The sequence below is a fragment of the Acidovorax sp. PRC11 genome (assembly GCF_031844105.1).
Lineage (GTDB): Bacteria > Pseudomonadota > Gammaproteobacteria > Burkholderiales > Burkholderiaceae_C > Paracidovorax.
This window is the reverse complement of sequence record NZ_JAUZUQ010000008.1, coordinates 235224-248675: the sequence shown is the minus strand read 5'-3', so window position 1 is coordinate 248675 and position 13452 is coordinate 235224. Positions and strand designations below refer to the sequence as shown.

Below are 13452 nucleotides of genomic sequence, written 5' to 3'. Positions count from 1 at the left end.
GCAAGGCTGCCCATCGTTGGTCAGGTGGCCATTCCACCGTTGCGGGAGCGTGCCTGCGGCGATTGCTGCCGGCCGGTGACATTATCCAGATTTCGCCCGCTAGTCTTTCGGAGAAACATACATATGCGCTGGTCCAATTTTCGCAAGATGGCCGTCAGCCTGCCGTTGGCACTGTTGGCAGCCGCTGCGCTGGTTGGCATCAACGAGGCGGGCTACGCACGCTCCAATGAAGCTGTGCAGTCACTGTCGAGCACGTATGCCACGCGCTCGGCCCTCAGCCGCATGATGGAGAACATGCTCGATGCGGAAACCGGCCTGCGGGGCTACCTGCTGACGGGCGACGAGCGCTACCTGCAGCCCTACCAGAAGGCCGCGGCCACGATCAACGCCAACCTCGAGGAGCTGCGCGGCATCTACCGGGCATCCCCCGAAGACCAGGAGGACTTCACCCAGCTCTCGCGGCAGATCGCGCGCAAGATGTCCGAGCTGGACCTGAGCCTGCGGCTGCGCCGGCAGAACAACGACGATGCCTGGAAATTCGTGCTCTCCACCGACGTGGGCAAGGAGAACATGGATGCGATCCGCACCCTCTCCGGCCGGCTCACGCAGCGCAGCATCGACCAGTCCACGCACCACACCGACGAGATCCTGCACTCGCTCACGCTCTCGCGCATCGGCATCGCCACGGTGGTCGTCATCGGCCTGCTGGCCTTCTACATGTACCTGCGCCAGGCGAGCGCGCTGCAGACGGCGCAGGAGCGCGAGCAGGCCTCGCTGCAACGCGAGCGCGACCGGCTCGAAGGCCTGGTGCGCGAACGCACGGCATCGCTCACCGAACTGGCGAACCACCTGCAGCAGGTGCGGGAGGACGAGCGCGGCCACCTGGCGCGCGAGCTGCACGACGAACTCGGCGCGCTGCTCACGGCGGCCAAGCTGGATGTGGCGCGGCTGAAGTCGAAGGTGGACGCGCAGGCCCCCGAGATCGCCGAACGCCTCAAGCACCTGACCGAAACCCTCAACAGCGGCATCGCCCTCAAGCGGCGCATCATCGAGGACCTGCGGCCGTCGTCGCTGTTCAACCTCGGCCTCACCGCATCGCTGGAGATCCTGGCGCGCGAGTTCGAGCAGCGCAGCAACGTGGAGGTGGACCTCAACCTCGAGGCGGTGGACCTGCCCGAGTCGGTGCAGCTCACCGTGTACCGCATGGTGCAGGAGTCGCTCACCAACATCGGCAAGTACGCCAATGCCTCCAAGGTGCTGGTGGCGGTGCACAACTACCCCACGCACGTCACCGTGCAGATCCGCGACGACGGCGAAGGCTTCGACACCAGCAAGGTGCACAGCTCGGCCCACGGGCTCATGGGGATGCGGCACCGCGTGGAGGCCGCCGGCGGCCGGCTGACCGTCACGTCGGAGCCGAAAGAGGGCACCCTCGTGTCCGCGGTGCTGCCCGTCGTGCATTGAGCATCCCGGCGCGCGGCGCCGGCTCTCCAGCCCGGCGCCCGCCGCACGTGCTCCTCGGCGGCCACCCGGCGCGCCCTTCTCCCCTCCGTTCTTGCCTCGCACTGCGTTGCGCCGAGCCCCAGCGCCCTGCGCGGTGGTGCAGGTGCGCGCGCTGACGGCTGCGTCCTACAGCGCTGCGCGCCGGGGACCGGCACCTGCCGCATGCGGGCAAACCTACAGTGGACCCCAGGCGCCAACGCGACAGCGCCACCGACCAACCACCCGCCGGTCCGCCGGTCCAAGAGGAGAAGGATATGTTGCACTACGCAGTCGTTTTTCTGGTGATCGCCCTGATCGCCGCGCTTTTCGGTTTCGGCGGAATCGCGGCAGGCGCAGTGGGCATCGCCAAGATCCTGTTCTTCGTGTTCGTGATCATGGCCGTCGTCACCTTCGTGCTGAGCCTGCTCAAGCGCGGCTGATCCCCGCAGCACCGCTCGCCAATCCCACCGGTAAGGAACCAAAAAAATGGAATCGCAAAAAATCGCCGACAAGGCCGCCGACACTGCAAACAAGGCCACCGACACCGCACACGACGTGGCCGACGACGTGCTCGATACCGCCAAGGACGCCGTGAACACCACGCGCAACGCCGCCAACAGGACCCTGGACAAGGCCGAGCGCAAGGTCCGCGAGCTGAAGGACGACGTCGATCCGCTGATCGACGACCTGGCTGCCCGCGCCCAGGACCTGGCTTCCCGCGGCATCGCCTACTGCGCCGACACCAGCGACCGCGCACGCCGCCAGCTGAACCAGGCTGCCGACGCCACCGCCCGCTACGTGGCGGAGCAGCCTGGCAAGTCGCTCGCCATCGCAGCCGCCGCCGGCGCCTTCGTGGCCACGCTGTGCATGCTGGCCCGCCGCCCCCGTGGCCGCGACTATTGAACCACCGGCCCGATCCGGCGTATGACCTGACTTTGACGGCAGGACCGGCGCGGGCCCGGCGGTGACACCGCCACCCGCCGGTCCCGCCGGGACATCCACACAACGAACAACACCACGGGCGCCCCCATGAACACCCCGAATTCCACGACAACGGCAACTGCAGGCGAAACGCTCGCCCTCGACGAAAAGGCGCTGCAGTACGCAGCCACGCAGGACCTCGACGACGGCGCCGTGACGCCGGCGTACGGCCCGCACCGCGATGCGATCGTCAAGCTCCTGAACGACGCGCTGGCGACCGAACTCGTGTGCGTGCTGCGCTACAAGCGCCACTACTTCACGGCCGACGGCCTGGAGTCGCCCGCCATCGCCGCGGAGTTCCTGGTGCACGCCAATGAGGAAGCCGCCCACGCGGACCTGATCGCCCAGCGCATCGTGCAGCTCGGCGGCGAGCCGGACTTCCGTCCGCGCACGCTGGAGGACCGCAGCCACGCCCAGTACGACGAATCGTCGGAGCTGAAGGCCATGGTGCGCGCCAACCTCGTGGCCGAGCGCATCGCCGTCGAGGCGTACCGCCAGATGATCTCGCTGATCGGCGACAAGGACCCGACCACCCGCCGCATGCTCGAAGGCATCCTCGCCGACGAGGAAGAGCATGCCGATGAACTCAAGGACTGGCTGCACCGCTGAGCGGCGGAGCCGATCCCGGTAAACGGTTCGCCGGCCAGAGGGGTGCAACAGGCCAGCGGACCGGAGGATGTCCCCGCACCCGTGTTCTCAACCAAACCAAGGAAACAACCATGAAGTACGCTCGTGCCCTCGCTTTCGCAGCCCTCGCCGGCGCCACCATCGTGTCCACCGGATGCTCCGTGGCACGTGACCAGCAGTCCGTGGGCTCCTACGTGGACGACGCCGGCATCACGACCGCCGTGAAGGCCAAGATGGCCGAGGACAAGTCCGTGTCCGCCACGTCCATCAGCGTGGAAACGCTGAACGGCACGGTGCAGCTGTCGGGCTTCGCCAAGTCGCAAGCCGAGAAGGACCGCGCGGAAGCCCTCGCACGCAGTGCGAAGCACGTGCGCGAAGTGCGCAACAGCATCGTCGTGCGTCCCTGATCGAACGCGCAGCAGCCGGCCGGGCCCTGGGGCCTTGCCGGTTGCACCCTCCACAGGCTCCCATCGGAGCCTGTTTTTTCTTGGCACGTCTTATTCCGCGCCCGCGCGGTCCGTGCGCATGGCACGGAGACGGCGCCAGGCCGGCAGCCATCGCCCGGCCGGTGCGTCGGAAGACATGAACAGGGTCTATGCTCCGCCGCCATGCAAGTGTTCAATTGCGACCAGTGCGGTCATCTCGTGTTCTTCGACAGCGTCCAGTGCCTGCACTGCGGCACGAAGCTCGCGCTCCTGCCCGACGAACTCACCATGGCAGCGCTCGTGCCCGCCGTGCCCGGACTGCAGGCCGATGGCGATCTCTGGCAGCGCGTGGCGTCGCACCGCCACGGGAGCGCGTCGCCCCTCTACCGTCTCTGCCACAACCGCGTCGCCCACGGCACCTGCAACTTCGCGGTGCTGGCGGACGACCCGCAGCAGCTGTGCCCGTCGTGCCGCCAGACGCGCATCCTTCCGGACCTCTCCGAGCCCGCGAACCTGCGGCGCTGGAAACAGATCGAGCATGCCAAGCGGCAGCTCTACTACACCCTCGCCCGGCTGGGTCTCCAGCCCGCGCCGGACGGCGCGAACCCGGTCTTCGAATTCCTGGCGGACCAGCCCGGGCAGCCGGTGATGACGGGACATGCGGGCGGCACCATCACGCTCAACGTGGCCGAGGCCGACGACGACGAACGCGCACGCCGGCGCCTGGCGCTGCACGAACCCTACCGCACCCTGCTCGGCCACCTCCGGCACGAGTCCGGGCACTTCTACTGGGACCACCTGCTGCTGAACTCGGGCCGCCTGGACGAATTCCGGACCATCTTCGGCGACGAACGCCAGGACTACGCCGCGGCCCTGCAGACCTACTACGCGAGCAGCCCGCACCTGGGTACCTGGCGCGAGAGCCACGTCAGCGCCTACGCCACGGCGCACCCCTGGGAAGACTGGGCCGAAACCTGGGCCCACTACCTGCACATGGTCGATCTGCTGGAGACGGCATCCAGCTACCGCACCGGTCTGGAAATCCCCCATGCGGCCGGCTGGCAAAGCTACCGCGTGGGCAACCCGTTCGCCACGCTGCAGCCCGATTTCGACGCGATGGTGCAGGAGTGGGTGCCTCTCACCCTGCTGCTCAACAGCCTCAACCGCAGCCTCGGGCAGCAGGACGCCTACCCGTTCGCGCTGTCCGTCGGCGCGCTGGCCAAGCTGCGCTTCGTGCACGATCTGGTGCACATGACCTGACGCCGCAACCGCGCGGCGGGCGCCGGGTGGTGGTGCGAGGCCGTCAGACGCCCCGCGTCAGGCGGCCGGCTGCATCGCCCGCACCTTGGCGGAGAGGCGCTCGCAGACCGAGGGGGACACGAACTTGTCCACCTCGCCGCCCAGCACCGCGATTTCGCGCACGAAGGTGCTGCTGATGAACTGGAATTTGTCGCTCGGCGTGAGGAAGACGGTCTCGACCTCCGGCATCAGGCTGCGGTTCATGCCGGCGAGCTGGAACTCGTAGTCGAAATCGGTCACCGCGCGCAGCCCGCGCACCATGGCCTTGCCGCCGCGTGCCACCACGAAGTCGCGCAGCAGGCCCGAAAAGCTCTCCACCTGCACTTGGCGGTAGGGACGCACGGCCTCGCGGACCATCTCGATGCGCTCTTCCAGGCTGAACAGCGTCTTCTTGTGGTGGCCGGCGGCCACCGCCACGATCACGCTCCCGAACAGTTGCGTGGCGCGGCGCACCACGTCCTCGTGCCCCAGCGTGATGGGATCGAAGGTGCCGGGATAGATGGCGAGGACGTTCTGGGCCATGGGGGACGGGTCTCCTGGACGAAGGCGGACGGAAGTGGGCGCCAGGGATTATTGCAGCCGGCGGGCCGGCCGGGACGGCAGCGCCTTCAGGCCCTGCGCAGCAGGTGCGCGTGCACGGCGCCGGCCTTGAGGTGCCGGTGCAGGACCAGCCCGTGCGGCGCCAACGCGGCCTCGTCCCAGGCCTGGGGCGCCTCCAGGTAGATGAAGCCATCCGCGGCCAGCGCGGGCGCGGCCGCGGCGAGCGCGGGCTCGAACAGCTGCCCGTCGAACGGCGGATCGAGCAGCACCAGGTGCGCCGAACCGGCGGGCTGCTGGCGCAGCACCGACGTGCCGTCGCCGCGCTGAACGCGCACCGCCGACGCGCCGAGCTTCGTGCACACCTGGCGCAGCTGATCGGCCAGCCCGGCATCGTTCTCCACCAGCAGCACGTCGGCCGCGCCGCGCGAAGCGGCTTCCAGGCCCAGCGCGCCGGTGCCGGCGAAGGCGTCGATGCAGCGCCAGCCGGACAGGTTCTGGCCGAGCCAGTTGAAGAGCGTCTCGCGCACGCGGTCCGGCGTCGGCCGCAGGCCGGGCCGGGAGGGCACGGGCAGGCGCGTGCGCTTCCAGAGCCCGCCGATGATGCGGACCTCCCCGGCGCCGTGGTGGGCGGGCTTTCGCGCGCCAGCCCCCGGCGTGGATGCCTTGCCGGCAGCGGAACCGGAACTGGAACCGGTCCGGGCGGGCGCACCCGCCTTGCGCGGTGCCGGGCTCATGGCGCACCTCCGCCCACCACCACCGTCACCATGCGGTCGGGCTGCAGCTTGCGCGCCATCGCGGCGCGGATGTCGGCGGCCGTCAGCGCCTCCACGCGGTCGGTCCAGTGCTCCAGGTAGTCGAGCGGCAGGTCGTTCCACGCGATGTTCACCACGTTGCCCAGGAGCTTGCGGTTGCTGTCGATGCGCAGCGCGAAGCCGCCGATGAGGTTGTCCTTGGCGGCGCGCAGCTCGGCTGCGGTCGGGCCCTCGGCCACGAAGCGGGCCAGCACGTCGCGCGAGACCTGCACGGCCTGCTGCGCCTGGTCAGGACGGGTCTGCAGGGCGATCACGAACGGGCCGGCATCCAGCCCCGGAGAGAACTGGCTGGAAACGCTGTAGCTCAGGCCGCGCTTCTCGCGCACCTCTTCGGTCAGCCGCGAAGTGAAGCCGCCACCGCCCAGGATGTGGTTGCCCACGAGCATGGCGAGGAAATCCGGGTCCTTGCGGGGAAAGCTGGGCTGGCCGATCAGCACGTGGGCCTGCGCCGAGGCGAAGGGAATCCGCACTTCCTGTGCCTGGGCCAGCGGCTGCACCGCAGCCACGGCCGGCAGCGGCGCGCAGGCCGCCGCATCCGCCGCGGGCAGGCGGGCGAGCAGCGTCCGCGCCAGGGCCTGGGCACGCGCGCGGTCGATGGCGGCGACGATGCTGACGCGCGCCCGGCAGGCCTGCACGTAGCGGTCGTGGAACTGCTGCAGATCGGCCACCTCGATGCGGGCGAGCGTGTCCGGCGTGGCGCGCTGGCCGTACGGATGCGCACCGTAGACGGCCTGGCCGAACGCCCGGGAGGCGACCGTGCCGGGGCGGGTCTCCGCTTCCTTCAGGGCCGCGCTCCAGCGTGCGCGTTCGCGCTGCCACACCGGTTCAGGAAAAGCAGGCTCGGCGATCTGCCGCGCGGCCAGGCCGGCGGCGCGGTCCAGCAGGGCCGGGTCGGTGAGCGATCGCAGCGCATAGCTGAAACCATCGCGCTCGGCCGACGCCTGCAGGCTGCCGCCCAGGTCGGCCCAGGCCTCGCCCAGCGCGTTCTCGTCCATCGCCGGACCGGCGCCATCCGCGCGCACGCCCTTGGAGGACATCGCGGCGACGGCGCTCGCGAGGCCGGCCTGCGGTGCGGGATCGCGCCGGGAACCGGCATCGAAATCGACCTGCACGTCGACCATCGGGATGCCGGGGCTCTCGACCAGCCAGACGCGGGCGCCGCTGGGTTCGGTCCAGTGCTGGATGGGAAGGAGCGCCCAGGCGGACTGCGCGGCCAGCAGCCATGCGGCAGCGGCGAGCGCGGCGCGCGACGCGGTTTTTCGGAAGGCGGGGTTCATCGTCATGGGGTGGTCTTTCCGGGCGGGCGGCGCCTCAGTGCATGCGGCCGTCGGAGCTCGCGGGAGCGGCGGGGCGGCGGGTGCCGGGCGCCACGGGCTGGGGCACGAGCGTGGCCACGGTGAGCTGGTCATCGCCGAAATAGCGCGCCGCCACCGACTGCACTTCGGCCGGCGTCACGCCGCGCAGCAGCGCGAGCAGGCGCGCGTCGGCGTCGGGCGGCAGGCCCTGCACCCAGTTGCTGCCCAGATCGGACGCCTGCGCCTGCAGCGAATCGCGGGCATAGATGGTGGAGGCGGCCCACTGCGTCTTCACGCGCGCGAGTTCCGCCTCGCCCACGCCCTCGCGCGCCACCCGCGCCACCTCGGCGCGCAGCGCGGCCTCGACCTGCTGCGCGGTCTTGCCGGCCGCGGGAACGCCGGTGAGCAGGAACAGGCTCGGGCCCCGGCCCATGACCGAGGCACCGCTGTCCGCGCCGTCCGCCACGCGGTCGGCGCCCTGGCTGAGCGCGCGTTCCAGACGTGCGCCGTCGTAGCCGCTCAGCACGCCGGACAGCACCATCAGCGCCAGTGCGTCGCGGTCGGTTTCCTCGAGGTTCTCCAGGCGCTGCAGGCCCGGCGCGCGGAACGCCAGGGCGACGAAGGACTGCTCGGCGGGCGCCTTGAAGTCGATGCGGCGCAGGCCGCGCTGCGCGGGTTCGGTGCGCGGCTTGCGCGCCGGCACGGCGCGCGCGGGGATGCGGCCGTAGGTCGCCTCGGCGAGCTTGCGCACGGCCTCCGGATCCACGTCGCCGGCCACCACGATGGCCGCGTTCGCGGGCACGTACCACTGGCGGTGGAAGGCGCGCACGTCCTCGGGCGTCATGGAATCCAGATCGCTCATCCAGCCGACGATCGGACGGCGGTAGGGGGAGGCGGTGAAGACGGCGGCATTCAGCTGCTCCATCAGGGCGGCGCGCGGCTGGTCGTCCGTGCGCATGCGCCGCTCTTCCTTGATGACCTCGATCTCCTTGGTGAACTCGGCATCCGGCCAGGCGTTATGGGCGAAGCGGTCGGATTCGAGACGCATCACCTCGGCGAGGCGCGCAGCGGGAATCTGCTGGTAGTAGCCGGTGTAGTCGCGGCTCGTGAACGCGTTCTCCTGCCCGCCCAGCGCGGCCACCCGGCGCGAGAACTGCCCCGGCGGCACGGTCTTCGTGCCCTTGAACATCATGTGCTCCAGCGCGTGCGCCACGCCGGAGGTGCCGTCCACCTCGTCCATCGCGCCCACGCGCACCCAGACCATGTGCACCGCCGTGGGCGCGCGCCGGTCGGGCTGCACGAACAACTGCATGCCGTTGCCCAGCGTGTACTGGCGGACGGCGGGCGCCGGCGTGCCGGGCTGCGATCCCTCCGCGGAGGTGGGTGCGGGAGCGTTGGCGGCAGCGGGGGTTTGCGCCCCGGCATGCACGCAGGCCAGCAGGGCCAGGAGGGTGAATGCGCGTTTCATAGAATGGATGCGATTCTAAGAACCCGCCAATGTTCAGTTTTTTCAAGAAGAAACCCGCCACGCCGCCCACCCCCGAGGTCCCGGCGCTCCCTCCCCTGCCCACGGCACCTGCGGACGCCGCGGCGACCACCATGCCCGCCACGGTGCCGCCCCCCTCCACTGCCGATCTGCCTGCAGGCGAGCCTGCGGCGCAGCCTTCGGCCTTCGGATGGCTGCGCAATCCATTCGGCAAGGCACCCGCGCCTGCGCCAGGGGTCGCAGAGCCTTCGGTGCCGCTGCGCCCTGCCGCCCCCACGACGACGCCCGGACAGGGGCCCGGCGTAGCAGCGGAGCCATCCGCGCCCGCCCCCATCGGGGCATCCCCTTCAGCACCCGCACCCGCTCCGACCCTTGCGCAGGCGCCCGCCCCGATGGCTGTGGCCACCACGGCGCCTGCGGCAATGCCCGGGGCCCTTCCCGAGCGTTCGGGCTGGCTGGACCGCCTCAAGAACGGACTGCGCAAGACGGGCACCAGCATCGCCACCGTCTTCACCGGCACCCAGATCAGCGAGGCGCTCTACGAAGAGCTGGAAGAAGCGCTGCTCATGGCCGATACCGGCGTGAAGGCCACGCAGCACCTGCTGGACGATCTGCGGCGCCGCGTGAAGGAATCCAAGGCCACCGAGCCGGCCGCCGTGAAGGCACTGCTGGCCGACGCGCTGGCCGATCTGCTGCGGCCGCTCGAGAAGCCGCTGGAGATCGGACGCCACACGCCCACGGTGATCATGGTGGCGGGCGTGAACGGCGCGGGCAAGACCACGTCCATCGGCAAGCTCACCAAGCACCTCGCCACCGAGGGCGCCGCGGTGCTGCTCGCCGCCGCCGATACCTTCCGGGCCGCCGCGCGCGAGCAGCTCGGCGTGTGGGCCGACCGCAACACGGTGGAAATCGTGAGCCAGGACGGGGGGGACCCCGCCGCCGTGAGCTTCGACGCCGTGAGCGCCGGAAAGGCCCGCGGCAAGGACGTGGTGCTGGTGGACACGGCCGGCCGCCTGCCCACGCAGCTGCACCTCATGCAGGAGCTGCAGAAGATCAAGCGCGTGATCACCAAGGCCGACGGCACGGCGCCGCACGAGGTGCTGCTGGTGATCGACGGCAACACCGGGCAGAACGCCCTCGCGCAGGTGCGCGCCTTCGACGATGCGCTGCAGCTCACGGGCCTGATCGTCACCAAGCTGGACGGCACCGCCAAGGGCGGCGTGCTGGCCGCGATCGCGCAGGAGCGCCCGATTCCCGTCTACTTCATCGGCGTCGGCGAGAAGCTCGAAGACCTCGAAACCTTCAGTGCGCGTGAGTTCGCCCAGGCCCTGCTGGCCTGAGCGGTGCGGCAACGGCGCCGCAAGGGTGGGTGGGCCGCTCTCAGCGCGACCAGGCGCGCGTCGATTGCGTCTGCTCGCCGAGGCCTTCGATGCCCAGCCGCATGGTGTCGCCCGGCTTCAGGTACACGGGCGGCTTCTGGCCCAGGCCCACGCCGGGCGGCGTGCCGGTGGTGATGATGTCGCCCGGCAGCAGTGACATGAACTCGCTGATGTAGCTCACGAGCCTGGCGACCGGGAAGATCATGGTGCGCGTGCTGCCGTCCTGGTAGCGCCTGCCGTTCACTTCCAGCCAGAGTCCGAGGTTCTGCGGATCGGGCACCTCGTCTTTCGACACCAGCCAGGGGCCGATGGGCGAGAAGGTGTCGCAGCCCTTGCCCTTGTCCCACTGGCCACCGCGCTCGAGTTGGTACTCCCGCTCGGACACGTCGTTGACCACGGTGTAGCCCGCCACATGGCCCATCGCCTCGGCCTCCGTGACGTAGGACGCCTTGCGGCCGATCACCACGCCGAGTTCCACTTCCCAGTCCGTCTTGACCGAACCGCGCGGAATGACCACGGTATCGTCCGGCCCGACGATGGAAGAACTGGGCTTCAGGAACAGGATGGGCTCGGCCGGAATCGCAGCCCCCGTCTCTGCGGCATGGTCGGCATAGTTGAGCCCCACGCAGACGATCTTCCCCACGCGCGCCACCGGCGGGCCCAGGCGCAGCGGCGCCTCCACGAGCGGCAGGCCGGACGCATCGAGCGCGGACAGCCGGGCCCACTGCTCCGGCGACGACAGCAGGTCACCGTCCACGTCGGCGACGTGCCCGGACAGATCGCGGACCCGCCCCTGGGCATCGACCAGCCCGGGCTTCTCGTGGCCGGCCTGGCCGTAACGAACCAACTTCATAAGGTTTCTCTCTCTCCAGAAAAGGACGCCGGCGGGGGGCCGCCGGACGAACGGGAATCGCAGGCAATTCTCGGCGATCCGCCGTCAGGCGGACCAGCCGCCGTCGATCATGTGGATGGCGCCGGTGGTGAAGGTGGATTCATCGCTCGCGAGGTAGACGACGAGCGCGGCCACCTCTTCGGCACGCCCCACGCGCCCGATCGGCTGGCGGGCGACGAACGCGGCCCGGACGGTGGATTCGTCGCAACCCGACCGCTGCGCCTGCGCACGGATGCGCCCCTGCAGCGAGGGTGATTCCACCGTGCCGGGACAGATGGCGTTGCAGCGGATGCCCTGCTGCACGCAGTCCGCCGCGACCGCCTTCGTGAGGCCGATGACCGCGGCTTTGGAGGCGCCGTAGGCGAACCGCTGCGGCACGCCTTTCACGCTCGACGCCGCCGAGGCCATGTTGATGATGGAGCCCCCGCCGCCGGAGAGCATGGCCGGCAGCCAGGCCCGGATGGTGCGGTACATCGCCTTGGCATTGAGGTCGAAGCTGGCATCCCAGTCGCGCTCTTCGCAGGCCAGGATGTCGCCGTGGTGGACGTAGCCCGCGCAGTTGAACAGTACGTCCACCCGGCCCGTGCGGCCGGCAAAGGCCTGAACCGCGGCACCGTCCAGCACGTCGAGGTGCCCCGTCTCCAGCGCCAGGCCCTCGCGGCCGGCCTCGGCCGACAGCGACTCCAGCGCCTGCCCATCCACGTCCGTGGCCCACACGGTGGCGCCCTCGCGCGCCATTGCCAGGGCGCTCGCCCTGCCGATGCCCTGCCCGGCTGCGGTCACCAGGACGGATTTCCCCTTCAGACGATGCATCGAAAACTCCTCGGTAATGGACAGCCCGAAAGTAAAAACCAAAAAGGACAGACCGCGCACGGCAAAAATTTATCCAATCCATTAATTTCTTCAGCAGGTTTCGGGCACCACAACGAAACCCGCACCCATTAATCTCGGCCGTCCGATTGCGCAATGCCACCGCTCCTGCCGCCACGGCCACCAGCGGCATTCCCGTCCGCCCGTCCAAAAACCAGGCCCGGTCGGCAGCGCCGATTCCTCAACGCCCATCGCCATGAAAATCAAATCCACCATCGAGAAAATTCCGGGCGGCATGATGCTCGTGCCGCTGCTCCTGGGCTCCACGCTGCACACCTTCTGGCCGGGCACCGGCAAGTACTTCGGGTCGTTCACCAACGGACTGGTCACGGGCGTGGTGCCCATCCTGGCCGTCTGGATGTTCTGCCTCGGGGCTTCCATCCACCTGAGGGCGACCGGCACCCTGCTGCGCAAGTCGGGCGCGCTCGTCGGCACCAAGATCGGCGTCGCCTGGCTCGCCGCGTGGCTGCTGTCGCAATGGATTCCCCCCGGGGGCATACAGACCGGCTTCTTCGCGGGCCTTTCCGTGCTGGCCGTGGTGGCCGCCATGGACATGACCAACGGGGGCCTCTACGCGTCCATCATGGAGGAGTACGGCACCCGGGAGGAAGCAGGCGTGTCGGTGCTGATCGGCCTGGAGTCCGGGCCGCTGGTCACCATGCTGATCCTGGGTTCGACCGGCCTCGCGGCCTTCGAGCCCCGGCTGCTGGCCGGCGTCGTCCTGCCCTTCGCGGCCGGGTTCGCGCTCGGCAACCTGGATCCGGAACTGCGGGACTTCTTTTCCCGGGCCATCCGTGTCCTGATCCCGTTCTTCGCCTTCTCGCTCGGCAACACGATCGATCTGCACGTGGTGCTGCAGACCGGGCTTCCCGGAATCCTGCTGGCGCTGATCGTCATGGCGGTGTCCGGCACGGCACTGGTCGTCGCGGACATCGCCATCGGCGGCGGCCGGGGCACGGCGGGGGTCGCCGCCTCCAGCACCGCCGGCGCAGCCGTGGGCACCCCGCACCTCGTGGCCCAGGCCGCGCCCCAGTTCGCGCCCGTGGCGCAGGCCGCCACCGCCTTCGTCGCCGCCTCCGTGGTGGTCACCGCCATCCTGACGCCGCTGGCTGCCACGCTGTGGGCTGCGCATGGCGCGCCGTGCATCGGACGGTCGCCCGTCGCTCGCGACGCTACCGCCGCAGACCCCGTTGCGCGGTGAAAGGAATGCGCTGTATTTCCCCGGGTACCAGGTGAAGACATCGGCAAGATAAAACAGCCATGATTCAAAAGCGACGAATATCCATCACTCAAAATCCACCCCCTACTTTCTGCCGGCGCAACCGCCTCCATTCGTCGCGCAGCGCATCCCCGCATCGCAGCGC

Annotated in this window: 14 protein-coding genes; 8 read left to right on the top strand and 6 right to left on the bottom strand. The window is 69.8% G+C overall.

The window, feature by feature from the left end; genetic code table 11:
* Nucleotides 1-123: 123 nt before the first annotated feature.
* The 6 genes from Q9R47_RS11955 to Q9R47_RS11930 all read left to right on the top strand — a co-directional run bounded on the left by Q9R47_RS11955 (nt 124) and on the right by Q9R47_RS11930 (nt 4775).
* Nucleotides 124-1464: a CHASE3 domain-containing protein gene (locus Q9R47_RS11955; protein WP_311233411.1), complete on the top strand. Its 1341-nt coding sequence runs from the start codon at nt 124-126 to the stop codon at nt 1462-1464.
* Nucleotides 1465-1757: 293 nt separating this feature from the next.
* A complete protein-coding gene (locus Q9R47_RS11950) occupies nt 1758-1922 on the top strand; it encodes a DUF1328 domain-containing protein (protein WP_011796896.1) in 165 nt (54 codons plus the stop codon).
* A gap of 46 nt (nt 1923-1968) precedes the next feature.
* The gene (locus Q9R47_RS11945; protein WP_311233410.1) at nt 1969-2385 is read left to right on the top strand and encodes a hypothetical protein; all 417 of its coding nucleotides are present in this window, start codon (nt 1969-1971) and stop codon (nt 2383-2385) included.
* Nucleotides 2386-2511: 126 nt separating this feature from the next.
* Nucleotides 2512-3072 carry a ferritin-like domain-containing protein gene (locus Q9R47_RS11940; RefSeq protein ID WP_311233409.1) on the top strand — a complete coding sequence of 187 codons (561 nt, stop codon included), beginning with the start codon at nt 2512-2514 and terminating at the stop codon, nt 3070-3072.
* Nucleotides 3073-3182: 110 nt separating this feature from the next.
* Entirely contained in the window at nt 3183-3497 is a 315-nt protein-coding gene (locus Q9R47_RS11935; protein ID WP_311233408.1) for a BON domain-containing protein, read from the top strand.
* A gap of 201 nt (nt 3498-3698) precedes the next feature.
* Nucleotides 3699-4775: a putative zinc-binding peptidase gene (locus tag Q9R47_RS11930; protein ID WP_311233407.1), complete on the top strand. Its 1077-nt coding sequence runs from the start codon at nt 3699-3701 to the stop codon at nt 4773-4775.
* 57 nt (nt 4776-4832) lie between these two features.
* On the opposite strand, the gene coaD is transcribed toward Q9R47_RS11930, so the two are convergent.
* The 4 genes from coaD to Q9R47_RS11910 all read right to left on the bottom strand — a co-directional run bounded on the left by coaD (nt 4833) and on the right by Q9R47_RS11910 (nt 8929).
* The gene (gene coaD / locus Q9R47_RS11925; RefSeq protein WP_311233406.1) at nt 4833-5336 is read right to left on the bottom strand and encodes a pantetheine-phosphate adenylyltransferase; all 504 of its coding nucleotides are present in this window, start codon (nt 5334-5336) and stop codon (nt 4833-4835) included.
* Nucleotides 5337-5422: 86 nt separating this feature from the next.
* Entirely contained in the window at nt 5423-6088 is a 666-nt protein-coding gene (rsmD, locus tag Q9R47_RS11920; protein WP_311233405.1) for a 16S rRNA (guanine(966)-N(2))-methyltransferase RsmD, read from the bottom strand.
* Nucleotides 6085-7443 (bottom strand): M16 family metallopeptidase, encoded by a 1359-nt coding sequence (locus tag Q9R47_RS11915; protein WP_404977135.1) that lies wholly within the window; start codon nt 7441-7443, stop codon nt 6085-6087. Before Q9R47_RS11915 ends, rsmD begins: the two co-directional genes overlap by 4 nt.
* Nucleotides 7444-7477: 34 nt before the next feature.
* A complete protein-coding gene (locus Q9R47_RS11910; protein ID WP_311233403.1) occupies nt 7478-8929 on the bottom strand; it encodes a pitrilysin family protein in 1452 nt (483 codons plus the stop codon).
* 29 nt (nt 8930-8958) lie between these two features.
* Between Q9R47_RS11910 and ftsY the strand changes: the two genes are divergently transcribed.
* Nucleotides 8959-10287 (top strand): signal recognition particle-docking protein FtsY, encoded by a 1329-nt coding sequence (ftsY, locus tag Q9R47_RS11905; RefSeq protein ID WP_311233402.1) that lies wholly within the window; start codon nt 8959-8961, stop codon nt 10285-10287.
* A gap of 40 nt (nt 10288-10327) precedes the next feature.
* Here the strand turns inward: ftsY and Q9R47_RS11900 are convergent, their stop codons facing one another.
* Nucleotides 10328-11179: a fumarylacetoacetate hydrolase family protein gene (locus Q9R47_RS11900; RefSeq protein ID WP_311233401.1), complete on the bottom strand. Its 852-nt coding sequence runs from the start codon at nt 11177-11179 to the stop codon at nt 10328-10330.
* 84 nt (nt 11180-11263) lie between these two features.
* Complete coding sequence (locus Q9R47_RS11895; RefSeq protein ID WP_311233400.1) at nt 11264-12031, bottom strand: SDR family oxidoreductase; 768 nt, start codon at nt 12029-12031, stop codon at nt 11264-11266.
* Nucleotides 12032-12284: 253 nt separating this feature from the next.
* Here Q9R47_RS11895 and kdgT point away from each other — a divergent pair, with 253 nt between their 5' ends.
* Nucleotides 12285-13289: a 2-keto-3-deoxygluconate transporter gene (gene kdgT, locus Q9R47_RS11890; RefSeq protein WP_311233399.1), complete on the top strand. Its 1005-nt coding sequence runs from the start codon at nt 12285-12287 to the stop codon at nt 13287-13289.
* The last annotated feature ends 163 nt before the right edge of the window (nt 13290-13452 follow it).

Coding starts and splice junctions, on each gene's coding strand:
- Q9R47_RS11955 (WP_311233411.1), top strand. CDS start 124: ATGCGCTGGTCCAATTTTCGCAAGATGGCCGTCAGCCTGCCGTTGGCA.
- Q9R47_RS11950 (WP_011796896.1), top strand. CDS start 1,758: ATGTTGCACTACGCAGTCGTTTTTCTGGTGATCGCCCTGATCGCCGCG.
- Q9R47_RS11945 (WP_311233410.1), top strand. CDS start 1,969: ATGGAATCGCAAAAAATCGCCGACAAGGCCGCCGACACTGCAAACAAG.
- Q9R47_RS11940 (WP_311233409.1), top strand. CDS start 2,512: ATGAACACCCCGAATTCCACGACAACGGCAACTGCAGGCGAAACGCTC.
- Q9R47_RS11935 (WP_311233408.1), top strand. CDS start 3,183: ATGAAGTACGCTCGTGCCCTCGCTTTCGCAGCCCTCGCCGGCGCCACC.
- Q9R47_RS11930 (WP_311233407.1), top strand. CDS start 3,699: ATGCAAGTGTTCAATTGCGACCAGTGCGGTCATCTCGTGTTCTTCGAC.
- coaD (WP_311233406.1), bottom strand. CDS start 5,336: ATGGCCCAGAACGTCCTCGCCATCTATCCCGGCACCTTCGATCCCATC.
- rsmD (WP_311233405.1), bottom strand. CDS start 6,088: ATGAGCCCGGCACCGCGCAAGGCGGGTGCGCCCGCCCGGACCGGTTCC.
- Q9R47_RS11915 (WP_404977135.1), bottom strand. CDS start 7,443: ATGAACCCCGCCTTCCGAAAAACCGCGTCGCGCGCCGCGCTCGCCGCT.
- Q9R47_RS11910 (WP_311233403.1), bottom strand. CDS start 8,929: ATGAAACGCGCATTCACCCTCCTGGCCCTGCTGGCCTGCGTGCATGCC.
- ftsY (WP_311233402.1), top strand. CDS start 8,959: ATGTTCAGTTTTTTCAAGAAGAAACCCGCCACGCCGCCCACCCCCGAG.
- Q9R47_RS11900 (WP_311233401.1), bottom strand. CDS start 11,179: ATGAAGTTGGTTCGTTACGGCCAGGCCGGCCACGAGAAGCCCGGGCTG.
- Q9R47_RS11895 (WP_311233400.1), bottom strand. CDS start 12,031: ATGCATCGTCTGAAGGGGAAATCCGTCCTGGTGACCGCAGCCGGGCAG.
- kdgT (WP_311233399.1), top strand. CDS start 12,285: ATGAAAATCAAATCCACCATCGAGAAAATTCCGGGCGGCATGATGCTC.